Annotated in this window: 17 protein-coding genes and 1 tRNA gene; 2 read left to right on the top strand and 16 right to left on the bottom strand. The window is 63.2% G+C overall.

Annotated features, from left to right (window positions below; translation table 11 throughout):
- Window positions 1-28 precede the first annotated feature (28 nt).
- From rpsG to IVA92_RS18930, 14 genes are all read right to left on the bottom strand, one after another.
- Window positions 29-499 (bottom strand): 30S ribosomal protein S7, encoded by a 471-nt coding sequence (rpsG, locus tag IVA92_RS18995; protein WP_035709569.1) that lies wholly within the window; start codon window positions 497-499, stop codon window positions 29-31.
- A gap of 15 nt (window positions 500-514) precedes the next feature.
- Window positions 515-886: a 30S ribosomal protein S12 gene (gene rpsL / locus IVA92_RS18990; protein ID WP_007603006.1), complete on the bottom strand. Its 372-nt coding sequence runs from the start codon at window positions 884-886 to the stop codon at window positions 515-517.
- 890 nt (window positions 887-1776) lie between these two features.
- Complete coding sequence (locus IVA92_RS18985; RefSeq protein WP_247279360.1) at window positions 1777-3801, bottom strand: ABC transporter ATP-binding protein; 2025 nt, start codon at window positions 3799-3801, stop codon at window positions 1777-1779.
- Window positions 3802-3933: 132 nt separating this feature from the next.
- On the bottom strand, window positions 3934-5994 hold the full coding sequence (locus tag IVA92_RS18980) for an FAD-dependent oxidoreductase (protein ID WP_247279359.1): 2061 nt from the start codon (window positions 5992-5994) through the stop codon (window positions 3934-3936).
- A 192-nt stretch (window positions 5995-6186) separates the two neighbouring features.
- Window positions 6187-10383, bottom strand: coding sequence for a DNA-directed RNA polymerase subunit beta' (gene rpoC, locus IVA92_RS18975; protein WP_247279358.1), 4197 nt, complete (start codon window positions 10381-10383; stop codon window positions 6187-6189).
- Between the two features lie 128 nt (window positions 10384-10511).
- The gene (rpoB, locus tag IVA92_RS18970; protein ID WP_247279357.1) at window positions 10512-14630 is read right to left on the bottom strand and encodes a DNA-directed RNA polymerase subunit beta; all 4119 of its coding nucleotides are present in this window, start codon (window positions 14628-14630) and stop codon (window positions 10512-10514) included.
- A 482-nt stretch (window positions 14631-15112) separates the two neighbouring features.
- Entirely contained in the window at window positions 15113-15490 is a 378-nt protein-coding gene (rplL, locus tag IVA92_RS18965) for a 50S ribosomal protein L7/L12 (protein ID WP_124157674.1), read from the bottom strand.
- Window positions 15491-15544: 54 nt separating this feature from the next.
- Complete coding sequence (rplJ, locus tag IVA92_RS18960; RefSeq protein ID WP_247279356.1) at window positions 15545-16063, bottom strand: 50S ribosomal protein L10; 519 nt, start codon at window positions 16061-16063, stop codon at window positions 15545-15547.
- A gap of 586 nt (window positions 16064-16649) precedes the next feature.
- Window positions 16650-17603: a 2-hydroxyacid dehydrogenase gene (locus tag IVA92_RS18955; protein ID WP_247279355.1), complete on the bottom strand. Its 954-nt coding sequence runs from the start codon at window positions 17601-17603 to the stop codon at window positions 16650-16652.
- Between the two features lie 106 nt (window positions 17604-17709).
- On the bottom strand, window positions 17710-18402 hold the full coding sequence (gene rplA / locus IVA92_RS18950; RefSeq protein ID WP_018647230.1) for a 50S ribosomal protein L1: 693 nt from the start codon (window positions 18400-18402) through the stop codon (window positions 17710-17712).
- A gap of 6 nt (window positions 18403-18408) precedes the next feature.
- Window positions 18409-18837: a 50S ribosomal protein L11 gene (rplK, locus tag IVA92_RS18945; RefSeq protein WP_012045056.1), complete on the bottom strand. Its 429-nt coding sequence runs from the start codon at window positions 18835-18837 to the stop codon at window positions 18409-18411.
- A 132-nt stretch (window positions 18838-18969) separates the two neighbouring features.
- Window positions 18970-19524 carry a transcription termination/antitermination protein NusG gene (gene nusG / locus IVA92_RS18940; protein ID WP_247279354.1) on the bottom strand — a complete coding sequence of 185 codons (555 nt, stop codon included), beginning with the start codon at window positions 19522-19524 and terminating at the stop codon, window positions 18970-18972.
- A complete protein-coding gene (secE, locus tag IVA92_RS18935) occupies window positions 19524-19715 on the bottom strand; it encodes a preprotein translocase subunit SecE (RefSeq protein ID WP_027564420.1) in 192 nt (63 codons plus the stop codon). The genes nusG and secE overlap by 1 nt, the downstream gene beginning before the upstream one ends.
- A gap of 259 nt (window positions 19716-19974) precedes the next feature.
- Window positions 19975-20050, bottom strand: a tRNA-Trp gene (locus IVA92_RS18930).
- A gap of 150 nt (window positions 20051-20200) precedes the next feature.
- Between IVA92_RS18930 and IVA92_RS18925 the strand changes: the two genes are divergently transcribed.
- Window positions 20201-21424: a serine hydrolase domain-containing protein gene (locus IVA92_RS18925; RefSeq protein ID WP_247279353.1), complete on the top strand. Its 1224-nt coding sequence runs from the start codon at window positions 20201-20203 to the stop codon at window positions 21422-21424.
- A gap of 116 nt (window positions 21425-21540) precedes the next feature.
- Here IVA92_RS18925 and IVA92_RS18920 read toward each other — a convergent pair whose 3' ends face one another.
- On the bottom strand, window positions 21541-22308 hold the full coding sequence (locus IVA92_RS18920) for an SDR family oxidoreductase (protein WP_247279352.1): 768 nt from the start codon (window positions 22306-22308) through the stop codon (window positions 21541-21543).
- Between the two features lie 70 nt (window positions 22309-22378).
- Window positions 22379-23077 (bottom strand): histidine phosphatase family protein, encoded by a 699-nt coding sequence (locus IVA92_RS18915; RefSeq protein WP_247279351.1) that lies wholly within the window; start codon window positions 23075-23077, stop codon window positions 22379-22381.
- Window positions 23078-23210: 133 nt separating this feature from the next.
- Here IVA92_RS18915 and IVA92_RS18910 point away from each other — a divergent pair, with 133 nt between their 5' ends.
- On the top strand, window positions 23211-23996 hold the full coding sequence (locus IVA92_RS18910; protein WP_247279350.1) for an SDR family oxidoreductase: 786 nt from the start codon (window positions 23211-23213) through the stop codon (window positions 23994-23996).
- Window positions 23997-24585 lie beyond the last annotated feature (589 nt).

The following is a 24585-nucleotide window of genomic DNA, read 5'->3' as shown; positions in this document are numbered from 1 at the left end:
GTTCCTTGCGAGTCCGTTGGTTTCGCCGTTACCAGCGATAGTGCGAGAAGGCGCGGTTGGCTTCCGCCATGCGGTGCACGTCTTCGCGCTTCTTGACGGCGTTCCCCCGGTTGTTCGATGCGTCCAAAAGCTCCGCCGAGAGCCGCTCGGTCATCGTCTTCTCGTTGCGCTCGCGCGCGGCCGCGATCAGCCAGCGAATGCCGAGAGCCTGCCGGCGGGTCGAGCGAACCTCGACCGGAACCTGGTAGGTCGCGCCGCCGACGCGGCGGGAACGCACTTCGATCGTCGGCATGACGTTCTCGAGCGCCTGCTCGAACACGCCGAGCGGGTTCTGCTTGGTCTTGGTTTCGATGATACCGAACGCACCGTAGACGATGCCCTCGGCGACCGACTTCTTGCCGGCATACATCACCGAGTTCATGAACTTCGTGACGATGATGTTCCCGAACTTCGGATCGGGAAGGACTTCACGCTTTTCAGCAGAATGGCGACGAGACATGGACGAGGTTCCCGCTTACTTCGGACGCTTGGCGCCGTACTTCGAACGACGCTGCTTACGGTTCTTGACGCCCTGGGTATCCAGAACGCCGCGGAGGATGTGGTAGCGCACGCCGGGCAAGTCCTTGACGCGGCCGCCGCGGATCATGACCACCGAGTGCTCCTGGAGGTTATGACCTTCGCCGGGGATGTAGCCGATCACCTCGAAGCCGTTGGTCAGGCGCACCTTGGCGACCTTACGAAGCGCCGAGTTCGGCTTCTTCGGGGTCGTGGTGTAGACGCGGGTGCAAACACCACGCTTTTGCGGCGACTGCTGCAGCGCCGGCACCTTCTTGCGCGACTTCTGCACTTCCCGCGGTTGAGCGATCAGCTGGTTGATCGTCGGCATCCTGGCCTTACCCTTTGTTCTGCCGCGGCCCCTTTCGGGTCCGCTGTCTTGCCGCGGCCCGTTGCCGGGACCGCAAATTCTTTCGAGCTACCGGCCCGACGGAGCCGCCTTGCGCAGATCAATCCGCACAAAGCGAAATTGCGCCAACCGCTCCATCACCGAGCGGAAAGCGCTTCGACGCCACAGAGGACCGCAGTATTGGACCGGTCAGCACAATGCCGTGGCCCGCGCACTGAGGTCATGCATCCGAGTTCGATCTCATGAGAACGTGCTCAAGAGAACTAAAATCGCACTGGCATTGCCTAGCTATGATCGACAGCGTTTGAGCGGCATTCGTCGAGGTTGGTGCCCGCCTTAGCGATCCCCTGAGGGATCAAACGGGTGGCCCGTTCCGACGCTGGCGATGCTCACCGCCTGTCGTTAAGTGAGGCGCTTTCTATAAGTGAGAATCGATCAAGTCAAGGTGAAACGACAGTCACAAAGCGCTTCAGGCGCCTGCAGAAACAGCCTCTTGGCCACCTCACTGCCCCTGCCTCACATGGGAATGAAGCGCTCGATTTGCTAGGTCCGAAGACAATTATACCCGGACTAAATGTAGCTTTATTACCAAAGTGAGCGTGTTTTCCAGCCCACACCCCAATCCGCTGGCTCGTGGCAGGCTTTCCAGTCTTCCGTGGCGCGCCACGATGCCCAGTCTCGCCTGGATTTTCGGCTAGCGTTGGTCGATCCCCGATGGGCCGGCGCGCCCAATCCAAGGGCCGAAAATCTGCGGCTTCGCGTCGGCCGAACGCCACGCATCAGGGAATCAGCGACTCGGTGCCGGGGTCCGCGTTCTGGGCGAGGAGACATGGATCGCGCACGGCGATTGCTTTGCAGCCGAACGACCCCGGTCACTCCTCCTCGTCGTCCTCATCATCATCGAGGTCTTCATCCTCGTCAACATCGTCGCTGTCGCCGTCGGCGTGAGCCACCGCGCCATGGGGCTGGTGGACCTGATCGTTCCACAGCTTGCGATAGGTGCCGTTGCTGGCGAGCAGCTCGGCATGGGAGCCGCGCTCAATCGCCTTGCCCCCTGATATCACGATGATCTCGTCCATCTCGACCACCGAGGTCAGGCGGTGGGTCGACCAGATCATGGTGCGGCCCTTGGCGACCTTCAGCAGCGTGCGGTTGATCGCGGCTTCCGTGGTCTGGTCGAGCGCCGAGGTGGCTTCGTCCAGCAGCAGCACCGACGGATTGCGGATGATCGCGCGCGCGATCGCGATGCGCTGGCGCTGGCCGCCCGAAAGCGTATCGCCGCGCTCGCCCACCGGGGTGTCGTATCGCTGCGGCAGGCCCATGATGTAGCGGTGGATCTCGGCCTTTTTGGCCGCCTCCTCCACCTCTTCATCGGTCGCACCCTCCTTGCCGAGCCGGATGTTCTCGCGGATCGACATGTTGAACAGCATGTTCTCCTGAAACACTACCGCCATGCTCCGGCGCAGCGAATCCAGCGTCACCTTGCGGACGTCGACGCCGTCGATGGTGAGGCGGCCTTCGTCGGGCACGTAGAGCCGCAGGATCAGATTGAGCAGCGTGCTCTTGCCGGAGCCGGAGGGACCGACGATGGCAATGCGCTTGCCGGCATTGAGCTTAAGGCTGAGATTGTCCAGCACCGGCGTCTGGCTGCCTTCGTATTGGAACGTCACACGGTCGAAGGTGATGTCGTGGGTGATGCGTGGCAGGTCGGGCGCGCCAGGGCGATCGGCGCCGCGCGTCGGTTCGTCCAGCAATTCCTGGATGTGCCGGATCGCGGCGGCCGAGGAGATCGACACCGGAATGAAATGCATCACATGGGCGATGTTGTAGGAGACCTCCCAGAACGCGCTCTCGAAGGTGACGAAGGTGCCGATGGTGATCTGGCCCTTGGTCGCCAGATATGCGCCGATCGCGAGCACGACCAGGTGCAGGAGCAGCACCGAGATGGTGACCGTCCGCTCCACCATGGTCGACAGGAACGCGGCGGAGGCGATCTTGTTGCGCGTCTCGTCGTTGCGGAAGGTGAAGAAGCCGAACATCTTGCGCTGCAGGCTGAACGCCTTGATCACGGCCTGGGCCGCCACGTTCTCCTGCACCATGCCGAGCAGCGCACTCTCGTTGAGCTTCTGCTCGTAATTGGCCTGCACTGCCTTCGGAGTGAGGATGCGCGGACCGATCAGCGTGATCGGGAACACCAGCAGCGCGACCGCCGCGAGCTGCCAGTTCAGGAACACCATCAGGATGATGCCGGCGATCAGCTCCAGGAACGGCAGCGCTGCGCTATTGGCAAAGGTCTTGACCGAACCTTCGAAGGCCGAGAGATCGACGGAAAAGCGCGACAGGATCTCGCCGCGCCGGGTGCGGCCGAAATAGGCCGCCGGCAGATCCTGGACGTGCTCGAACAGGCGTTTGCGCACGTCGGAAATGATGCAGGCAGCGAGCCGCGCGTCCCAGCGCTCGTACCAGACCGCGACGATCGAGGTGAAGATGCCGGCGACCGCGAGCACGCCGAGGATCTTGTAGAGGGCCTGGAAGTCCTCCTCGCCGAGCGCGTCGTCGATGAGGTACTTCAGGCTGAGCGGCATGATGACGTTGAACAGGGTCTCGACCAAGACGCCGAACGCCACGAATGACAGCATCCGCTTGTAGTTGGTCAGATAGGGCCTGACGAACCCGACAATGGTGGCGAGCGCACCGGCAGCCTCGCGCGCAGTAAAGACGACGAGATCCTCGTCCTCATCGTCCTCATCGAGCTCCAGCTCATGCTTCCCCTTGCCTTCGTCATCCTCATGGTCCTCGAGGTCCGGCTTGGCGCTGGAGGCGAGCCTGTCGTCGCGCTCGGCCGCCTCTTCCACGGCGGGCTTCTGTTTGTCGGGCGAGAGGGGCTTGGACGCCATGAAACCAACCGATGCTGACGGCCGGCATGACCGCAGAGAAAGCAGGAATAGCGGCAACCGCTATTGCACCGATTCTATGCGATCAAGATGAATTCGGCAAACAATTGGCAAATTCGGGGGGGCCGCGGCTTGCTAGTCGTCGTCCTCGTCCTCGACCTTGTCGAAGAAGGAATAGCGCAAGCTGTCAGCGTCGGCATACCACTGGCCCGGCCCCTTGTTGGCGGCGAGCGTGGCCTCCCAGAGCGCATCGGTGCAGTCCTTGCGGTGCATCGACAGATCGAAGCCGTTGCCGAAGAACAGTTCGGACCATTCCCACCAGGTGCCGAGCTTCTTGACCCCGCGCAGCAGGTCGTAGCGGTCGATCAGTGCCGGCGCCATGTCCGAGGTGATCGAGCCGAACACGACGCCGGTCTTGACCACACGATTCAGCTCGCGGATCGCGCGGGCCACCTGTTTCGGGGAAACGTGGCAGAGGCTGGTCTCGAACACGAAGTCGAACGCACCGTCCTTGAACGGCATGTCTGTGATCGAGCCGAGCTTGTTGAACTTCTTCAGTGCCTTCGGCGTCTTGGCATGAATGGCGCGGTTGTTCTCGATTCCCCATGCATCGATGCCGCGATCGCGCAGTGCACCGACCAGTTCGCCGCTGGCGGAGCCCGCGACCAGCAGCTTGGCGCCCCTCGGCTCGCCCCAGACGATGCCGACCAGCTTGGTGAGATAATCGGGATCGGTGAAGTGGCGCCACGCCTCGTGATAGGGACCGAGGCCGCGATAGTTCTCGAAATAATTGCGGTCGATCTTGTCGGAGCGCGGCTTGTCCTCCTGCGCGCGCTCGCGGCGCAGCCGCATCATCTCCGTCAGGATGATGTCGGTCGCCGCATCCGAGGAGTCGAGCAGACCGTTCAACGTCGAGTCGAACAGATAGTCGCCGACCACGACGATACCGGGATGCTCCTTCGGCTCGGGCCGGTGATTGGTCATCACGTCGCGCACCGGCAGACCGCCCGGCAGCGCGTTCACCGACGACAGCCAGCGGTGGATCTTGCCTTCCATAAAATGCGAACGCGCGTTGCCGAGGAATGCCGGCAGCGATTTCAGCGCCGCGTCGATCAGCTCCTGGTCCGACAGATTGGCAAAGGCCAGCGCGTCAGAGCCGGCAATGAGCCAGTTCAAGACGCCATGCTTGCCGACGTCGTGGCGCGCGCCCTCATTGTAGACGCAGCAGCCGCCGAAGGCCTCCGACATGAACCAGGCGCCGGAAATCTTCTGGCCCCAGAACGGCTCGTCGAACAGGATCGAGACGCGCAGGTAATGCGCGGGGCGGTCGAAGTATGAGACGTGCTTGACCATCGACTTGCGCAGCTGCTCGCCTTCCCAGCCGACGGTGGCGAGCCAGGAATGCGGCAGGCACATCAGCACGAGATCGAAATCGCGCGTCTCGGGCCCCCTGCCGTTCATCATCTTGAGCTGGTAGCGACCGGTCGGCGCCTTGCCGACGGTGAGCACCCGGTGGTTGAGTTGGATGTCGGCATTGACTTCCGACTGGAGGCACTCGATCAGTTGCTCGTTGCCGTTCTGGATGGAATAGAGGCCGATATAGCCGTCGACGTCCATCAGATAGTTCTTGAGCGCATTGAGGCCGTTGGTGTTGTGGCTCTCGGTCGCAATGTCCGAGCGCGCCATGACCTTGAAGAAGCGCTTTGCCGTCTCGTCCTCGACCTCCTCGTCGAGGACCTGCTCGGCGGTCTTGTAGGCCCAGGGGTTCTCGTTGTCGTGCGCGCCGACGCCCTCGTAATATTCGATCGGCGACATCACCTCGGTACAGCGCTTGCGGAATGCCTCGATCGCGGCCGCGGTCTTGGCGCCATATTTGCGGCGCATGCCCGCGACGTCGTTGAGGAGCTCGCCGCCGAACTGGACCTGCTCGGCATCCATCGGAATGGTCTGAAGCCCGAAATGCTGGATCAGTTCGCGCAGCGGATCGGGGCCGGTCATCGAGTAGTCGTAGATCTCGGCCACGCCGGCCTCGTACATCGCGGGCGCAGAATCGAATTTGCGCGTGACGATCTTGCCGCCGAGCCGATCGGATGCCTCGAAGATGGTGACGCGGCAGAGGTCGCCGAGCTTGCGCTTCAGATACCAAGCGCTCATCAGCCCGCCGGGGCCGCCGCCTACGATTGCAAGATCAAGCATGTGAGTTCCGTGGTCTCCGGCCCTGCCCCCGACACGGGACCACCGGCCTAAGCTCTCCTAGCAGAAGCGCTTTTGCGGCTGAAGGAAAGATGAACAAGAGCTGATCCCGCATCGCAATAAACATGGAAAGCAGCAAAAAGGCCGGCAAAAGCCGGCCTTTTCATTGTCCTCGGTATTCCTACGGATGAAGCATCATTCCGCCGGCGGCAGCGCCATCGGCTCCGCTTCCGGGGCGGGCGACACGACGGCCGCCTGCTTCTCGCGCTCGTCCAGGATCAGCTTGTCGCGCTTCATGGCGACTTCGCGGATCTTGGCCATGGAGGCGCCGGTGCCTGCCGGGATCAGCCGGCCGACGATGACGTTCTCCTTGAGGCCTTCGAGCGGATCGATCTTGCCGTTGACCGCCGCTTCCGTGAGGACGCGGGTGGTCTCCTGGAACGAGGCCGCCGAGAAGAACGAGCGGGTCTGGAGGCTGGCCTTGGTGATGCCGAGCAGAACCGGCGTTCCCGTGGCGGGCTTCTTGCCCTCTTCCCTGGCCTTCTCGTTCAGCGCGTCGAACTCGATCTTGTCGACCTGCTCGCCCGAGATCATGTCCGTGTCGCCCTGGTCGGTGACTTCCACCTTCTGGAGCATCTGGCGAACAATCACCTCGATGTGCTTGTCGTTGATGAGCACGCCCTGGAGCCGGTAGACCTCCTGGATCTCGTTGACCAGATAGGCCGCGAGTTCCTCGATGCCCTTGATCGCCAGAATGTCGTGCGGCGCCGGGTTGCCTTCCACGATGAAGTCGCCCTTTTCGACGACGTCGCCGTCCTGAAGGTGGATGTGCTTGCCCTTCGGGATCAGGTACTCGCGCGGCTCCTCGGTCTTGTCCATCGGCTCGATCGAGATGCGACGCTTGTTCTTGTAGTCGCGGCCGAACCGGATGGTGCCCGCGATCTCGGCGATGATCGCCGCATCCTTCGGACGCCGTGCCTCGAACAGCTCCGCCACCCGCGGCAGACCGCCGGTGATGTCGCGCGTCTTGGCGCTTTCGGTCGAGATACGGGCGAGGATGTCGCCCGGCTGAACCTTGGCTCCGATGTCGACCGAGAGAATGGCGTCGACCGACAGCATGTAGCGGGCATCGCCGCCACGGGCGAGCTTGAGCACCTTGCCGTCCTTGCCCTTGACCACGATGGCCGGACGCAGGTCCGAACCGCCGCGGGTCGAACGCCAGTCGATGACCACGCGCTTGGCGATGCCGGTGGCCTCGTCCAGCGTTTCCGAGATCGACTGCCCTTCGACCAGATCCTCGAAGCCGATGGTGCCCTCGACCTCGGTGAGGAGCGGACGGGTATAGGGATCCCACTCGACGATGCGCTGGCCGCGCTTGACGTTGTCGCCCTCGTCGACGTGCAGGCGCGAGCCGTACTGGATACGGTGCGTCGCACGCTCGGTACCGTCGGCATCGACGATCGCCACCACCATGTTGCGCACCATCGCGATCAGGTGACCTTCGCTGTTGCGGGCGATGGCCTTGTTCCTGATCATGATCTTGCCGTCGAAGTTGGCTTCGACGAAGGACTGCTCGTTGAGCTGCGCCGCACCGCCAATGTGGAAGGTGCGCATGGTGAGCTGGGTGCCCGGCTCGCCGATGGACTGCGCCGCGATGACGCCGACCGCTTCGCCGTGATTGACCGGCGTGCCGCGGGCGAGGTCGCGGCCGTAGCACTTGCCGCAGATGCCGTTGACGAGCTCGCAAGTCAGTGCCGAGCGGATCTTCACCTCCTGCACGCCACCCTGCTGGATGGCATCCAGATGGCTCTCTTCCATCAGCGTGTCGCGCTTGATGATCACCTTGCCCGAGCTGTCACGCACGTCTTCGCAGGCCGTGCGTCCGAGGATGCGCGAACCAAGCGAGGCGACCACGGTGCCGGCATCGACGATGGCACGCATCTTGATGCCGAGCTTGGTGCCGCAATCGCTCTGCGTGATGATGCAGTCCTGCGCCACGTCGACCAGACGACGGGTCAGGTAGCCGGAATTCGCGGTCTTCAACGCGGTGTCCGCGAGGCCCTTGCGGGCGCCGTGGGTCGAGTTGAAGTACTCGAGCACCGAGAGGCCTTCCTTGAAGTTCGAGATGATCGGCGTCTCGATGATCTCACCCGACGGCTTGGCCATCAGGCCGCGCATGCCGGCGAGCTGACGCATCTGGGCCGGCGAACCGCGGGCACCGGAGTGAGCCATCATGTAGATCGAGTTGATGTCGGCGTCGGCTCCGCTCGCCGTCTTCTTGGTGGCGGAGATCTCCTTCATCATCGCCTTGGCGATTTCTTCCGTGGCCTTCGACCAGGCGTCGACGACCTTGTTGTACTTCTCGCCATGAGTGATCAGGCCGTCGTTGTACTGCTGCTCGAAATCCTTCGCCAGCGTACGGGTGGTATCGACGATCTTCCACTTGCCGTGCGGCACGACCATGTCGTCCTTGCCGAACGAGATGCCGGCCTTGAACGCGTTGTAGAAGCCGAGCGCCATGATGCGGTCGCAGAAGATCACCGTCTCCTTCTGGCCGCAATGACGGTAGACCTGGTCGATCACGCCCGAGATCTCGCGCTTGGTCATCAGCTTGTTGATGATCTCGTACGAGATCCGCGGATTCTTCGGCAGCAGATTGCCCAGCATCACGCGGCCGGCGGTGGTCTCGATCCAGCGCCTGGAGACCTTGCCGGTCTCGTCCATGCCTTCCCACCGGTACTTGATCTTGGTGTGGAGGTGGATGACCTTCGCGTGTAGCGCGTGCTCGAGCTCGGCCATGTCGCCGAAGACCTTGCCCTCGCCGGGCAGGCCTTCGCGCATGATCGAGACGTAGTACAGACCCAGCACGATGTCCTGCGACGGCACGATGATCGGCTGGCCGTTCGCCGGATGCAGGATGTTGTTGGTCGACATCATCAGCACGCGCGCTTCCAGCTGCGCTTCGAGCGACAGCGGAACGTGCACGGCCATCTGGTCGCCGTCGAAGTCGGCGTTGAACGCGGAGCAGACCAGCGGGTGCAACTGGATCGCCTTGCCCTCGATCAGCACGGGCTCGAACGCCTGGATGCCGAGGCGGTGCAGCGTCGGTGCGCGGTTGAGCAGCACCGGATGCTCGCGGATCACCTCGTCCAGGATGTCCCAGACCTCGGGCCGCTCCTTCTCGACCAGCTTCTTGGCCTGCTTCACGGTGGTGGACAGACCCTTGGCGTCAAGCCGCGAATAGATGAACGGCTTGAACAGCTCGAGCGCCATCTTCTTCGGCAGGCCGCACTGATGCAGACGCAGCTCGGGACCGACCACGATCACCGAACGACCCGAATAGTCGACGCGCTTACCGAGCAGGTTCTGACGGAAGCGGCCCTGCTTGCCCTTGAGCATGTCGGCGAGCGACTTCAGCGGGCGCTTGTTGGCACCGGTGATGACGCGGCCGCGGCGGCCGTTGTCGAACAGCGCATCGACCGCTTCCTGAAGCATGCGCTTCTCGTTGCGGATGATGATGTCGGGCGCGCGCAGCTCCATCAGCCGCTTCAAGCGGTTGTTGCGGTTGATGACGCGGCGGTAGAGGTCGTTGAGGTCCGAGGTCGCAAAGCGGCCGCCGTCCAGCGGCACCAGCGGACGCAGGTCCGGCGGGATCACCGGGACCACGGTCATGATCATCCATTCCGGCTTGTTGCCGGAGTGGCGGAACGCTTCCACGATCTTCAGGCGCTTGGCCAGCTTCTTGTGCTTGATGTCGGAGTCGGTCTCCTGCATCTCGAGGCGCAACGAGGCCTCGAGCTTCTCGAGGTCCATGCCCTTGAGCAGCTCGCGGATCGCTTCCGCGCCGATCATGGCGGTGAAGGAATCCTGGCCGTACTCGTCCTGCGCCTTCAGATACTCGTCTTCCGACAAGAGCTGACGGTCCTTCAGCGCGGTGAGGCCCGGCTCCAGCACGACGTAATATTCGAAGTAGAGGATCCGCTCGAGATCCTTCAGCGTCATGTCCAGCAGGAGGCCGATGCGCGAGGGCAGCGACTTCAGGAACCAGATGTGGGCGACGGGGGCTGCGAGCTCGATATGGCCCATGCGCTCGCGCCGGACGCGCGACAGCGTGACCTCGACCGAGCACTTCTCGCAGATGATGCCCTTGTACTTCATGCGCTTGTACTTGCCGCACAAGCACTCGTAGTCCTTGATCGGCCCGAAGATGCGGGCGCAGAACAGGCCATCGCGCTCGGGCTTGAAGGTACGGTAGTTAATGGTCTCCGGCTTCTTGATCTCGCCGTAGGACCAGGACAGAATCTTCTCTGGAGACGCGATCGAGATCCGGATCTGGTCGAAGACCTGAGCCGGCGTCGTCGGGTTGAAGAGATTCAAAATTTCTTGGTTCATCGTCTTCTCCTCGCGTGCCGGTCGCCTCCGGCCGCAAATTCGAAAATCACTTAGCGGGGCGCCCTGCCCTCAAGGCCTCAGGCGGGGCGCCAATGCCCGGCCGCGAAGGCCGGGCACGACAGGTCGAATTACTCGGCCGCTTCCGACGTCGGCGCCGGTCCCATCTTGGAGTTGTGCAGGTCGACGTTGAGGCCGAGCGAGCGCATTTCCTTGACCAGCACGTTGAACGATTCCGGAATACCGGCCTCGAACGTGTCGTCGCCGCGCACGATCGCCTCGTACACCTTGGTGCGGCCGGCGACGTCGTCCGACTTCACCGTCAGCATCTCCTGGAGCGTGTACGCCGCGCCGTAAGCCTCGAGCGCCCACACCTCCATTTCGCCGAAGCGCTGGCCGCCGAACTGCGCCTTGCCGCCCAGTGGCTGCTGGGTGACGAGCGAGTACGGACCGATCGAACGCGCGTGGATCTTGTCGTCGACGAGATGGTGCAGCTTGAGCATGTAGATGTAGCCGACCGTCACCTTGCGATCGAACGGATCGCCGGTACGGCCGTCATAGACGGTCGACTGCCCCGAAGCGTCGAGACCGGCGAGCTTAAGCATCTCCTCGATGTCGGCTTCCTTGGCGCCGTCGAACACCGGCGTCGCAATCGGCACGCCGCGGCTCAGATTGTGGCCGAGCTCGATCAGTTCGCTGTCGTTGAGCGACTTGATCGTCTCGTCCTCGCCATAGACCTTCTTCAAGGTTTCCTTCAGCGGCTTGATGTCCTGCTTCGACAGGTAAGCATCGACCGTCTGGCCGATCCGCTTGCCAAGGCCGGCACAGGCCCAGCCGAGATGGGTCTCGAGAATCTGTCCGACGTTCATGCGCGAGGGCACGCCCAGCGGATTGAGCACGATGTCGGCATGCGTGCCGTCTTCGAGGAACGGCATGTCCTCGATCGGCACGATCTTGGACACCACGCCCTTGTTGCCGTGGCGGCCGGCCATCTTGTCGCCGGGCTGGATCTTGCGCTTCACCGCGACGAAGACCTTGACCATCTTCATCACGCCGGGCGGCAATTCGTCGCCGCGCTGAAGCTTCTCGACCTTGTCGAGGAAGCGCTGTTCCAGCCCCTTCTTCGACTCGTCGTACTGCTTCCGCATGGCCTCGATCTCGGCCATCAGCTTGTCGTTCGGCGAAGCGAACAGCCACCACTGCGACTTCGGGTACTCCTCGAGCACCGCACGGGTGATCTTGGTGTCCTTCTTGAAGCCCTTCGGACCGGCGATGCCCTGCCGCCCTTCGAGCAGCTCGGCAAGACGGTTGTAGACGTTGCGGTCGAGGATCGCCTGCTCGTCGTCGCGGTCCTTGGCCAGACGCTCGATCTCTTCCCGCTCGATCGCCAGCGCACGCTCGTCCTTGTCGACGCCGTGACGGTTGAACACGCGCACTTCGACGATGGTGCCCTGCACGCCCGGAGGAACGCGCAGCGAGGTGTCGCGAACGTCGGAAGCCTTCTCGCCGAAGATGGCGCGCAGGAGCTTCTCTTCCGGCGTCATCGGGCTTTCGCCCTTGGGCGTGATCTTGCCCACCAGGATGTCGCCGGCGCGCACTTCCGCACCAATGTAGACGATACCGGCTTCGTCGAGGTTCTTCAGCGCTTCTTCCGAGACGTTCGGAATGTCGCGGGTGATTTCCTCGGGCCCGAGCTTGGTGTCGCGGGCCATCACCTCGAACTCCTCGATGTGGATCGAGGTGAAGACGTCTTCCTTCACGATCCGTTCGGAGAGCAGGATCGAGTCTTCGAAGTTGTAGCCGTTCCACGGCATGAACGCGACCAGCACGTTGCGCCCCAGAGCGAGCTCGCCGAGATCGGTCGAGGGACCGTCGGCGATGATGTCGCCCTTCTTGACGACGTCGCCGACCTTCACCAGCGGACGCTGGTTGATGCAGGTCGACTGGTTGGAGCGCTGATACTTCATCAGCCGGTAGATATCGACGCCCGACTTGGTCGGATCGAGATCTTCGGTGGCGCGGATGACGACGCGGGTCGCGTCGATCTGGTCGATCACGCCCGAACGGCGCGCCGCGATCGCGGCACCCGAGTCACGCGCAACCACGCCTTCCATGCCGGTGCCGACGAACGGCGCCTCGGCGCGAACCAGCGGCACCGCCTGACGCTGCATGTTCGAGCCCATCAGCGCGCGGTTGGCGTCGTCGTTCTCGAGGAACGGGATCAGCGCCGCGGCCACCGAAACGAGCTGCTTCGGCGACACGTCCATGTAGTCGACCTTGTCAGGCGTCACCGGCAAGACTTCGCCGGCGTGACGGCAGACCACGAGGTCTTCGGTGAAGCGGCCCTTCGGGTCGAGCGGCACGTTGGCCTGCGCGACCGTGTAGCGGCCCTCCTCCATCGCCGAGAGGTACACGACCTCGTCGGTGACTCGGCCGTCCTTGACCTTGCGGTACGGCGTCTCGACGAAGCCGTACTTGTTCACGCGCGCGAAGGTCGCGAGCGAGTTGATCAGGCCGATGTTCGGGCCTTCCGGCGTCTCGATCGGGCAGATGCGGCCGTAATGCGTCGGATGCACGTCGCGCACCTCGAAGCCGGCACGCTCGCGGGTCAGACCGCCCGGTCCGAGCGCCGACAGGCGTCGCTTGTGGGTGATCTCGCTGAGCGGGTTGGTCTGGTCCATGAACTGCGAGAGCTGCGAGGAGCCGAAGAACTCGCGCACGGCGGCGGCCGCCGGCTTGGCGTTGATCAGGTCCTGCGGCATCACCGTGTCGATGTCGACCGAGGACATGCGCTCCTTGATCGCGCGCTCCATGCGCAGGAGGCCGATGCGGTACTGGTTCTCCATGAGCTCGCCGACCGAACGCACGCGGCGGTTGCCGAGATGGTCGATGTCGTCGATCTCGCCCTTGCCGTCGCGCAAATCCACCAGCGTCTTGATGACGGAGAGGATGTCTTCCTTGCGCAGGGTACGCTGAGTATCGGGCGCATCGAGGTCGAGGCGCATGTTCATCTTGACGCGGCCGACCGCGGAGAGGTCGTACCGCTCGGCGTCGAAGAACAGCGACTGGAACATGGCCTGCGCCGATTCCAGCGTCGGCGGCTCGCCCGGACGCATCACACGGTAGATGTCGAACAGCGCGTCCTCACGCGTCATGTTCTTGTCGGCCGAGAGCGTGTTGCGAATGTAGGGGCCGACATTGACGTGGTCGATGTCGAGCAGCGGCAGCTCCTTGTAGCCCTGCTCGTTGAGCGCCTTCATCAGCTTGTCGGTGATTTCCTCGCCGGCTTCAGCGTGGATCTCGCCCGTCTTCGGATTGACGAGGTCTTCGGCGACGTAGTTGCCGACCAGTTCCTCATCGGCCATGCGCAGCGCCTTCAGCCCCTTCTCTTGGAACTGGCGGGCGGCACGGACGGTGAGCTTCTTGCCGGCCTCGAGCACGACCTTGCCGGTATCCGCGTCGATCAGATCGTTGACGGTCGAGTAGCCGCGGAAGCGATTGGCGTCGAACGGAACGCGCCAGCCTTCCTTGGTCCGCTTGTAGAGGATCTTCTTGTAGAACGTGGACAGGATCGCCTCGCCGTCGAGGCCGAGCGCGAACATCAGCGACGTCACCGGAATCTTGCGGCGACGGTCGATACGCGCATAGACGATGTCCTTGGCGTCGAACTCGATGTCGAGCCAGGAGCCGCGGTACGGGATCACGCGGGCGGCGAACAGCAGCTTGCCCGAGGAATGGGTCTTGCCCTTGTCGTGGTCGAAGAACACGCCGGGCGAACGGTGCATCTGCGAGACGATGACGCGCTCGGTGCCGTTGACGATGAAGGTGCCGTTCATCGTCATGAGCGGGATGTCGCCCATGTAGACGTCCTGCTCCTTGATGTCCTTCACCGACTTCGCGCCGGTCTCCTCGTCGATATCGAATACGATGAGGCGCAGCGTTACCTTGAGCGGAGCCGCGAAGGTCATGCCGCGCTGGCGGCACTCGTCGACGTCGTATTTCGGCTGCTCGAACTCGTAGCGGACGAATTCCAGCATCGAGGTGCCCGAGAAGTCGGAGATCGGAAACACCGAGCGGAACACCGCCTGCAGACCCTCGTCAAGACGGCCGCCCGGCGGTTCGTCGACCATCAGGAACTGGTCATACGACGCCTTCTGAACCTCGATGAGGTTCGGCATCTCGGCGACTTCCTTGATGTGTCCGAAGAACTTGCGAACGCGTTTGCGACCGGTGAATGTCTGCTGCGCCATCGTGGCCTCTCATTTCGTCGCCCGCTTGGGCGCGCCGTCCGGAACGCGGCTGCCGCCGCTCCCGGGTTGAATTTTTCGAACCCGTCTTGGGGGCCAAAAGCTCAGTTCAGGCGGGAATGTCCTGAATCTGTTCTTCAGACCTTCAAAACGCAAAACGACGCGCGGGGCGCAGAAGCGCGCCCGCCCGTCACAACGATTGTCTTCACGGACTGCAAAAGCCCGAAATAGCCTGCTCTCCCAACGGCTTACAGGGAAATCCGGCATCCCTGCCCACCGCGCTTTCGTGCTGCCGACCCGATATGGGGCGACAATAGTGGAGATTCGAGGGGTAAACCCTCAAATCCCCACACTTTTTCGTGTTCGGCCTGCGTCGGGACGTTCCGTCGCACGCCTTTTGCATCCGGCTCACCCCTTCGATGAGGAGCGGACCAAGACCCCGGGTCGCGCTGATGCTCGCCCGGGACCTCACCAGCAAGCTGCGCTTACTTGAGCTCGACCTTGGCGCCAGCCTTCTCGATCTGCGCCTTGATCTTCTCGGCTTCTTCCTTGTTCACGCCTTCCTTCAGCGGCTTGGGAGCACCCTCGACGAGGTCCTTTGCTTCCTTCAGGCCGAGACCGGTGATGGCGCGGACTTCCTTGATGACCTCGATCTTCTTGTCGCCAGCGCTGGCGAGAACGACCGTGAACTCGGTCTTCTCTTCCGCCGGAGCGGCAGCGGCGCCGCCAGCGGCCGGGCCGGCCACGGCGACAGCCGCGGCAGCCGAAACACCCCACTTCTCTTCGAGGAGCTTCGCGAGTTCGGCAGCTTCGAGCACGGTGAGGCTCGAGAGGTCGTCAACGATCTTCTGCAAGTCAGCCATTGTTCAGTTTCCTTACGTGTAAGTCTGGTTCGGGTTTGAGTTTTGCGAAGGGTGTCAGGCCGCTTCGCCCTTTGAGGCATGAGCCTGGATGACGCGCGCGAGCTTGCCCGCGGGCGCGTTGGCGAGCTGAGCGAGCTTGGTCGCCGGGGCCACGATGAGGCCGACGATCTTGCCGCGCAGTTCGTCAAGCGACGGCAGCGAGGCAAGCGCCTTCACCCCGTCGACATTCAGGACGGTCTTGCCCATCGAGCCGCCGACGATGACGAACTTTTCGTTCGCCTTGGCGAATTCGATGGCGACCTTTGGCGCCGCTACCGGATCGTTGGAAGTCGCGATCACGGTCGGCCCCTTCAGCATGGGGCCGATGGCAACGACGTCAGTGCCTTCAAGAGCAATTTTGGCGAGACGGTTCTTCGAGACCTTCACCGAGGCGCCAGCCTGCTTCATCTGCGTGCGCAGCTTCTGCATCTGGGCAACGGTGAGGCCGGAATATTGAGCAACGATCGCGACGCTCGTGGTCTTGAAGACCTCGTTGAGCTGTTCGACCGCTTCCTTTTTTGCCGCTCGTTCCACAGCAAGCTCTCTCCGGTTGGCGGTCATCGCGAGAAGCGGGACCGCCGGGTTGCACCCATCGTCCCGCCCAAACCTGAACCTCCGGGCCAAACCCATCGGACACGCCGGGCAAGACGACAATTCAAAGCCTGCCCTCCGGGAGCCCATGAGGCCCACGGCGTGTCGAGGTCCGAACCAGACCCCGTTTCGCGAAGCCAGTTTTGAAGCTGGGGCGCGAAGTGAAATCCGGTCTTCACCCGTCTATGCAGGCCATGCGATTAAGCCGTTGAGAAATCGAAATTCCCCGCGGACGCCTGCAGTCTTGGACAGGACAAGGTCAGCCGGCGAACCGTCCGACCTCTGTCCGCATTCCACCAAATGACGGGCTCTCTTTCCTTGTCCGGAAAATCCTTACGGACGTCCTGGAAAGGAATGATCTCCTGTCGTGTCGGGTTTTCGGAATGCGAGCACGAACGCGCCAGCCGAGGCCGGCACGTCCGGAAGCGGTTCTTTAACCGCTCGGAGCCGGCTTGCCAAGAGCAAAATTCGCACCAGTTCCAAGCCGCTGCCGCAAGCGTTTGACCAATTAGGGCAGAGAAGGATCGATTCAGGCCTTTTTGACCTCATAGGGCAGCGGCCTGCCATCGAAAAACGCGGTCAGGTTGGCCAGCACGCAATTCTGCATGGCGACGTGCGATTCGAGGGTATGGCCGCCGAGATGGGGGGCGAGCACCACATTGGGCAGCGCGGTTAGCGCGTCGGGCGCGTGCGGTTCCCTCTCATAGACGTCGAGGCCGGCGCCGGCGATGGTCTTGTCGGTCAGCGCCGCGACCAGGGCCTTCTCGTCGATGACCGAGCCGCGGGAGATGTTGATGACATACCCGTCCGCGCCAAGGCGCCTCAGGATGTCGGCGCTGACGACGTGCTGGGTCTCGGCCCCTGCCCGGACCGCAATCATCAGCACGCTGCACCAGTCGGCGAGTCCTTCCAGCGACGGGAAATATTGATACGGCAAATCGTATTTGGTGCGGCTGAAATAGCCGACTTCGCTCTCGAAAGCGGCGCAGCGCGCCGCGATCTTGCGGCCGATCTCACCCATGCCGTAGACGCCGATGCGGCGGCCGGGCATGCCCGTCTGTGGCCGCATCATCGGCGAGGGTTTTGACGCCGCCCAATCGCCGCTGCGGACATATTGGTCGGCAGCCAGGATCCGCCGCGTCGTCGCCAGCATCAGGGTCATCGCAATATCGGCGACCGAAGCTGCGTTGGCACCCGGACTGTGGCCGACCGCAACGTTGCGCGCGGCGGCCGCCTCCAAGTCGACGCCGTCATAGCCGGTGCCGTAGCAGACGATCGCACCGAGCTTGGGAAACAGGTCCATCGCCTCCGCTCCCAGCGGGGTGCCGCCTGCCGTCAGTACCGCGCGGATGCCGCCGAGCTCGTCGGCCGAAAACACCTCGCGCGCGGGCTTGCCGCCAGTGTCGAGCAGTTCGAAGCGCTCGGCGAAAAGCACCATCATCGTCTTGGGAAAGCGGGAGTAGATCAGGACCTTGTCAGCCATTGTTCTTGTTTCCCGTGAACGCGGTCACAAACGACGAGGGGCGGAATCGGTTGCCCAATTCCGCCCCTCGCCTCATGCAATTTGCAAATCTCAGCCGAGGCAAGCCTTAGCCGAGGATGGTGCCCGGCTCGACCTTCACGCCGGGGCCCATCGTCGAGGACACCGCAACGCGCTGGATGTAGGTGCCCTTGGAGCCGGCCGGCTTCGCCTTGGAGACGGCGTCTGCCAGGGCCTTGATGTTCTCAACCAGCTTCTCCTCGGAGAACGACGCCTTGCCGACGCCGGCCTGCAGGATGCCGGCCTTCTCGACACGGAACTCGACCGAGCCACCCTTGGCACCCTTCACCGCGCCGGTGACATCCATGGTCACCGTGCCGATCTTCGGGTTCGGCATCAGGCCGCGCGGGCCGAGCACCTTACCGAGGCGGCCGACCAGCGGCATCATGTCGGGGGTGGCGATGCAGCGGTCGAAATCGATCGAGCCGTTCTGCACCTTCTCGACCAGGTCCTCGGCGCCGACGACGTCAGCACCCGCCGCCTTTGCCTCGTCGGCCTTGGCGCCACGGGCGAACACGCCGACGCGGAGCGTACGGCCGGTGCCGTTCGGCAGGGTCACGACGCCGCGAACCATCTGGTCGGCGTGACGCGGATCGACGCCGAGATTGATCGCGACCTCGATGGTCTCGTCGAACTTCGCCTTGGCGCGTTCCTTGACCATCTTGATCGCGTCCGCGAGCGGGTAAAGCTTTTCGCGATCAATGCCTTCGCGGGCTTTGTTCAAACGCTTTCCGATTGCCATGACCGCTTACCCCGCAACTTCCAGACCCATCGAACGGGCGGAGCCCTCGACCATCTTCATGGCCGATTCGATGCTGTCGCAATTCAAGTCCTTCATCTTCTTCTCGGCGATCTCGCGCACCTGCGCCTTGGTCACCTTGCCCGCCTTGTCACGGCCCGGTGCTTTCGAGCCGGACTGAATCTTGGCGGCCTGCTTGAGGAAGTAGGACATCGGCGGCGTCTTCATCTCGAAAGTGAAGGAACGGTCCGCATAGATGGTAATGACCACCGGGATTGGGGTGTTCTTCTCTTCCTTCTGGGTCTGCGCGTTGAACGCCTTGCAGAACTCCATGATGTTGAGACCGCGCTGACCGAGCGCGGGACCGATCGGGGGCGAAGGATTCGCCGCACCGGCCGGGACCTGAAGCTTCAGGTATCCGGTCACTTTCTTTGCCATGTATCACTCCTGTTGTGCCGGCATGTCCGCCGGCGGTTTCAGGTTCGTGGTCTGGGTCGGATGCGGCTGGCAACCGCCCTCTCCCTCCCACGGCCTCTTGCTGCGCAAGACCGAAGTCTCACGCCTACCCGGTCAGACCTTCTCGACCTGACCGAATTCCAGTTCGACCGGCGTGGCGCGGCCGAAGATCGACACCGCGACCTTCACGCGCGAGCGCGCCTCGTCGATTTCCTCGACCACACCCGAGAACGAGGCGAACGGGCCGTCGGCCACGCGCACGTTCTCGCCGATTTCGAACGAGACCGACGCCTTCGGCCGTTCCACGCCCTCCTGCACCTGATGCAGGATGCGCATGGCCTCGGCTTCCGAGATCGGCATCGGCTTGTTCTCGGCGCCGAGGAATCCCGTCACCTTCGGCGTGTTCTTGATCAGATGGAACGCCTCGTCGGTCAGCTTCATCTTCACCAGCACATAGCCGGGGAAGAACTTGCGCTCGGCGTCGATCTTGCGGCCGCGGCGCACTTCCGTGACCTTCTCGGTCGGCACCAGTACCAGGTCGAACAGCTCCTCGAGCCCGCGCTGCTTGGCCTGCTCGCGGATCGATTCGGCGACCTTCTTCTCGAAGTTCGAATAGGCGTGGACGATGTACCAGCGCTTGTCGGACACTTGAGCGGTTGCTGTTGCCATCAGTGGATGCCCAGAAGGAAGGTGATGAGGTAACGGATGATCTGGTCGGCGGCGAAGAAGAAGACCGAGGCCACGGCAACCATGACGAACACCATGATGGTGGTGATCGTGGTCTCACGACGGGTCGGCCAGGTGACCTTGGCGGTCTCCGAGCGCACTTCCTGCAAGAACTTGAACGGGCTGACTGCCATCGTTTGATGTCCAACGTCCGTCGCAAGACGGCTACTGATTTCAAAGGGATCCGAACAGCCGCCTTTGGCCCAGCCCTCGTCTGAAGGATGAGCCGGAAACCGGGCTCGATTGTTCGGGGATTTCAAAGCCGCGCCGGAAATCCGCGTCTAACGGGCCGGCTGCGAGTGCGGGGTAAATACTGCGGATGGGGCCAAAGGTCAAGATATGGGGACGGCTTGCGCGGCAAGCGAGCGGATCGAGCCGCCTAATTGATTTTGCTGGCAGGAGTGGCAGGGCTCGAACCTGCGACCCCCGGTTTTGGAGACCGGTGCTCTACCAATTGAGCTACACTCCTACAGACCCCGCGTCGCCTTAGGATCAGGGCCGCTTTCAAGCACAGGGGACGGCCGGTTTGCAAGGGTGAACCGCGCCGGCTTCGCTTGTTTGTGCCGGGGTTTTGGGGCCACAGTCCATTCCAGATAATCAAGAGCAACCGGGAGCGCCCATGACCGCCACAGCCGCCCAACACGCCACGATCGCGCCGCAGACCCCGCCTCTGCCGGAAGCCCGCCCCGAGACGCTCGGGCTGTCGCGTCCCCGCCTCCAGGCCATGTCGGACGCCTTCAAGCGCGAGATCGACAGGGGAACCGTTCTCGGCGTCACCGTGCTGGTGGCCCGCCGCGGCCAAATCGGCTGGTTCGAGGCACTGGGACGGCAGAGCCCGACGGGCGCGGCGCCGATGGCGCGCGATTCGATCTTCCGGATCTTCTCGATGACCAAGCCGATTGTCTCGGTCGCTATCATGGCGCTGATCGAGGATGGCCATCTCCTTCTCAGCGACGCGGTCGCCAAGTTCATTCCGGAGTTCGCCGAGCAAAAGGTCGGCGTGGTCAGCGGCGGCCGGCTCAACCTGGTTCCGCCGAGGCGGCCGATGACGGTGCAGGACCTGCTCCGTCACACCTCGGGCCTGACCTACGAGCACCAGGGCGACGGCCCGGTGCACAAGCTCTACCAGGAGTCCCGCGTCCGCAGCCGCAAGATCACCAATGCCGAGCACGCCGCGCTGGTGGCGAGCTTTCCGTTGATCTGCCATCCCGGCGACGAGTTCAACTACAGCCGCTCCACCGACATCCTCGGCCGCATCGTCGAAGTCGTCAGCGGCAAGTCGCTCGGCGCGTACCTCGCCGAACGCGTCCTCGCGCCCTTGCAGATGGCCGAGACCGGCTTTGCGACGCCCGAGACCAATTCCGGCCGCCTCGCCGAACCGTTCGCGGCCGATCCCTGGACCGGCGACAAGGTCGCGCTCTTCAACATGCTCGAGCAGCCGGTGATGGAGTCCGGCGGTGGCGGGCTGGTCTCGACCACGATGGATTATGCGCGCTTCTGCCTGATGCTGCGCAACGGCGGCACGCTCGACGGCAACAGGATCATCGGCCGTAAGACGCTGGAGCTGATGGCGTCCGATCATCTCGGGCCGCATGTTGCAACAAATGGCACGCTGCTGTCGCCCGGCCACGGCTTCGGTCTCGGCTTTGCCGTGCGCCGCGAGGCCGGCATCGCGCCCTTCCCCGGCAGCGTCGGCCAGTATTTCTGGAGCGGCATTGCGGGCACGTTCTTCTGGATCGATCCGAAGGAGGATCTGTTCGCGGTGTTCATGAGCCAAGGCCCGGGCCAACGCGACTATACGCGTACGCTGGTGCGGGATCTGGTTTACGCGGCGGTGGAGTGACCCGAAGGGTCATTCCGGGGCGATGCAAAGCATCGAACTATGGTGCGCAATTGCGCACCTGAGAATCTCGCGATCCCGGGTTCACGCTTCGCGTGCCCCGGGATCACGCCAAAGCCTCAACTGATCGTCGCGCCGCCGTCGATCACCATGGTCTGCCCGGTCATGAAGTCGCCGGCCTTCGAGCCGAGGAACACCGCCGCGCCCGCGATCTCGTCTGGCATGCCGATGCGCAAGAGAGGCGAGCGCGAGGTCGAGGCTTTCAGATTCTCCGGATTGTCCCACAGCGCTTTCGCAAAGTCGGTCTTGATCAGGCCGGGCGCGATGCAGTTCACGCGGATATTGTGCTTGCCGTATTCGCAGGCGAGGTTGCGCGCGAGCTGCATGTCGGCGGCTTTCGAGATCGCGTAGGCACCGAGGATGGTCGAGCCCTTGAGGCCGCCGATCGACGAGACGATGATGATCGAGCCGTCCTTGCGCTCGATCATCTGCGGCACCACCATCGAGATCAGCCAATTGTTGGCGACGATGTTGTTGTCGAGGATTTTTCTGAACTGATCATCGGAGATGCCGGCGAGCGGACCGTAGTACGGGTTCGACGCCGCGTTGCAGACCAGCACGTCGATCTTGCCGAAAGCGCGGTTGCTCTCGTCGACGAGGTTTTGCAGATTCTCTTTCGAGGAGATGTTGGCGGCGATCGCGACCGCGGTGCCCTTGCCGAATCTATCGTTGATGCTATTGGCCACCTGCTCGCAAACGTCGGCCTTGCGCGAGGAGATCACCACCTTAGCGCCGTGCTCGGCCATACGCTCGGCGATCGCGAGCCCGATGCCGCGGGTCGAGCCGGTGATGACGGCAACTTTCCCCTTCATGTCGAACAAGGTCATGTTTCTCTCCCAGAGTATGATTTGACTTGGCTTTGAACCTTACGCCGCAGCCGCGCGGCCGGACAACGGCTCACGCAAGCTTCTTGACTTCCGGTCCCGCAGGCTGGTGCATCGCTGCGTGCGCAGCATCGGCGATCCACGGCTGCTGGTTCACCATCGGCAACCGCCAGACCGTGCGCTTGGGGCTTGCGAAATGATCGAGCCGCGTCACCGAGCAATTGTCGATATCGAATGCGAGCCCCTGCTCCGGCAAGCCGCCGAGCGCAAGGCCTACGGCCGCCTTGATGGTGCCACCATGCGCGACCGCGATGATGTCCTGCCCGGCCGCTTCCACATTGATCCGTTCGATGGTGCGCCGCGTGCGATTATAGAGGTCCATGAAACTTTCGCCGCCGGGCGCGGGCTCGTTGATGTCGGCGAACCAGCTGGCGCCGACGGGGCGGCTCGCGATGAACTCGGCGCGGTTCATGCCCTGCCAGCGGCCGAGATTCTGCTCGGCGAGATCCGCTTCCCATTTCATCGACGCAGGCCGTGGAAAGCCTGTTGCCCAGATCGCCTCGGCCGTCTGATGTGTGCGCATTAGATTGCTCGAATACCAGACTGCGTTGCGTGGCAGCACCTTGGCAACAGCGTTGAACACATAGGTGTCGCTGATGTCGCAGGCGATGTCGGACTGGCCGTAGATGTTGCCGCCGTCATCGCGCACCGGCGCGTGCCGGACCCACCACCACCGTGTCGTGACCACATTCGGCTTGTCTGCGCCTGCCATCGAAACCCTTCCATCCCGCGTGATGTCGCTGTACGTCAGTAGCGAACGTGTCTCAAGACACTTTGCCGTTTGAAATGTTGTTTGAAATTCCGTCGCGCGGCAAGGGCCGCGTGCGAGCCAAAGGGAGAAGCGCATGGGCCGCTTGCAAGGCAAATCCGTCATCATCACCGGCGCCGGCAGCGGCATCGGCCGCGCCGCTGCGCTGCTTTTCACCAGGGAAGGCGCAAAGCTCATCGCCGTCGATCGCACCGAAGCGGTGAAGGAGACCGTCGAGGAGATCAAGAACGCCGGTGGCATCGCGGAAGCCATGATCGCGGATGCCGGCTCCGAGACGGACGTCATCGCAATGATCGACAAGGCCGTGAAGGCGCATGGCCGGCTCGACGTGATCTGGGCCAATGCCGGCATCTCGGGCGGGCTCATCCCGCTCGCCGAGCAGACGGTGGAGCACTGGCAGGAGATTTTGCGCGTCAACCTCATCGGGCCGTTCCTCGCGGTGAAATACGCGATGCCGCACATGGTCAAGCAACAGTCCGGCGCGATCGTGCTGACGGCGTCCGTCGCCGGCCTCAAGGCCGGCGCCAGCGGACATCCCTATGCGGCGAGCAAGGCGGGCGTGATCAGCCTGGTGCAGACCACAGCCTATTCGCTCACCGGCACCGGCGTGCGCATCAACGCGGTGTGCCCCGGCCTGATCGAGACCGGCATGACCAAACCGATCTTCGACCGCGCCAAGGAGCGCGGCACTCAAGACAAGATCGGCCAGCTCAACCCGCTCAAGCGCCCCGGCCAGCCGCACGAGCTCGCGGCGATGGGACTGTTTTTGGCCAGCGACGAGGCCTCGTACGTGAATGGTCAGGCATTCCCCGTCGACGGCGGCCTGACGGCATCGATGCCGTATACGGGCAAGCCGGTTTAACTGAAGGTCTCGTGTCCCGGACGCGACGCAGCGCGCAAGCGATGTGGCGCAGAGCCGGGACCCAGCAGGCCACCGCACTAGCGGATGGGCCCCGGCTCGGCAGCGCACCGCTGAAGAAGCGCTGCGCTGCGTCCAGGGCACGAGCGGAGAGTTTTGTCGCGCGCCTGTATCAACATCGTCATTGCGAGCGCAGCGAAGCAATCCAGAATCTATCCGCGGATACATTTTTGGATTGCTTCGCTGCGCTCGCAATGACGGAGTGTGGGGTGATGGCATCGCGCTTTCAATTCGCTTTCAATTGCAGACACACCTTCGCATCTTCGCGGCTTGTTCGCCCGAGCTCTGCTTCGATGCCTTGCCCTCTCATGAAAGAAGGCGCAGGGAAGACCGGGAGCCGGTTGGCTCCGATGGACCGCCATGCCAAGAGCAGATTGCGTGTGCTTCATGCATAGCGGACAACAGGGCAACCGGAGACATCCCGGCCTTCCCTGCGCGGATGGTTGGAACGGCTTATGTCGCGCTCTTGTGTCTGGGAAATCTGCCAGAATGTGCAAACGGGCGGTTCTCGCAAAACCGCCCGTTGCTGGAT

Origin of the sequence: Bradyrhizobium sp. 154, assembly GCF_023073875.1 — a bacterium.
Taxonomy (GTDB): Bacteria; Pseudomonadota; Alphaproteobacteria; order Rhizobiales; family Xanthobacteraceae; genus Bradyrhizobium.
This window is presented reverse-complemented; position numbering and strand designations above follow the sequence as displayed.

What these genes read in the sequence shown, in the direction of transcription:
- rpsL (WP_007603006.1), bottom strand. Translation starts at nt 886, where the DNA reads ATGCCGACGATCAACCAGCTGATCGCTCAACCGCGGGAAGTGCAGAAG.
- rpsG (WP_035709569.1), bottom strand. Translation starts at nt 499, where the DNA reads ATGTCTCGTCGCCATTCTGCTGAAAAGCGTGAAGTCCTTCCCGATCCG.
- nusG (WP_247279354.1), bottom strand. Translation starts at nt 19,524, where the DNA reads ATGGCAACAGCAACCGCTCAAGTGTCCGACAAGCGCTGGTACATCGTC.
- IVA92_RS18915 (WP_247279351.1), bottom strand. Translation starts at nt 23,077, where the DNA reads ATGGCAGGCGCAGACAAGCCGAATGTGGTCACGACACGGTGGTGGTGG.
- secE (WP_027564420.1), bottom strand. Translation starts at nt 19,715, where the DNA reads ATGGCAGTCAGCCCGTTCAAGTTCTTGCAGGAAGTGCGCTCGGAGACC.
- rplL (WP_124157674.1), bottom strand. Translation starts at nt 15,490, where the DNA reads ATGGCTGACTTGCAGAAGATCGTTGACGACCTCTCGAGCCTCACCGTG.
- IVA92_RS18910 (WP_247279350.1), top strand. Translation starts at nt 23,211, where the DNA reads ATGGGCCGCTTGCAAGGCAAATCCGTCATCATCACCGGCGCCGGCAGC.
- IVA92_RS18925 (WP_247279353.1), top strand. Translation starts at nt 20,201, where the DNA reads ATGACCGCCACAGCCGCCCAACACGCCACGATCGCGCCGCAGACCCCG.
- rplA (WP_018647230.1), bottom strand. Translation starts at nt 18,402, where the DNA reads ATGGCAATCGGAAAGCGTTTGAACAAAGCCCGCGAAGGCATTGATCGC.
- rpoB (WP_247279357.1), bottom strand. Translation starts at nt 14,630, where the DNA reads ATGGCGCAGCAGACATTCACCGGTCGCAAACGCGTTCGCAAGTTCTTC.
- IVA92_RS18920 (WP_247279352.1), bottom strand. Translation starts at nt 22,308, where the DNA reads ATGACCTTGTTCGACATGAAGGGGAAAGTTGCCGTCATCACCGGCTCG.
- rplK (WP_012045056.1), bottom strand. Translation starts at nt 18,837, where the DNA reads ATGGCAAAGAAAGTGACCGGATACCTGAAGCTTCAGGTCCCGGCCGGT.
- IVA92_RS18980 (WP_247279359.1), bottom strand. Translation starts at nt 5,994, where the DNA reads ATGCTTGATCTTGCAATCGTAGGCGGCGGCCCCGGCGGGCTGATGAGC.
- rpoC (WP_247279358.1), bottom strand. Translation starts at nt 10,383, where the DNA reads ATGAACCAAGAAATTTTGAATCTCTTCAACCCGACGACGCCGGCTCAG.
- IVA92_RS18955 (WP_247279355.1), bottom strand. Translation starts at nt 17,603, where the DNA reads ATGGCTGACAAGGTCCTGATCTACTCCCGCTTTCCCAAGACGATGATG.
- IVA92_RS18985 (WP_247279360.1), bottom strand. Translation starts at nt 3,801, where the DNA reads ATGGCGTCCAAGCCCCTCTCGCCCGACAAACAGAAGCCCGCCGTGGAA.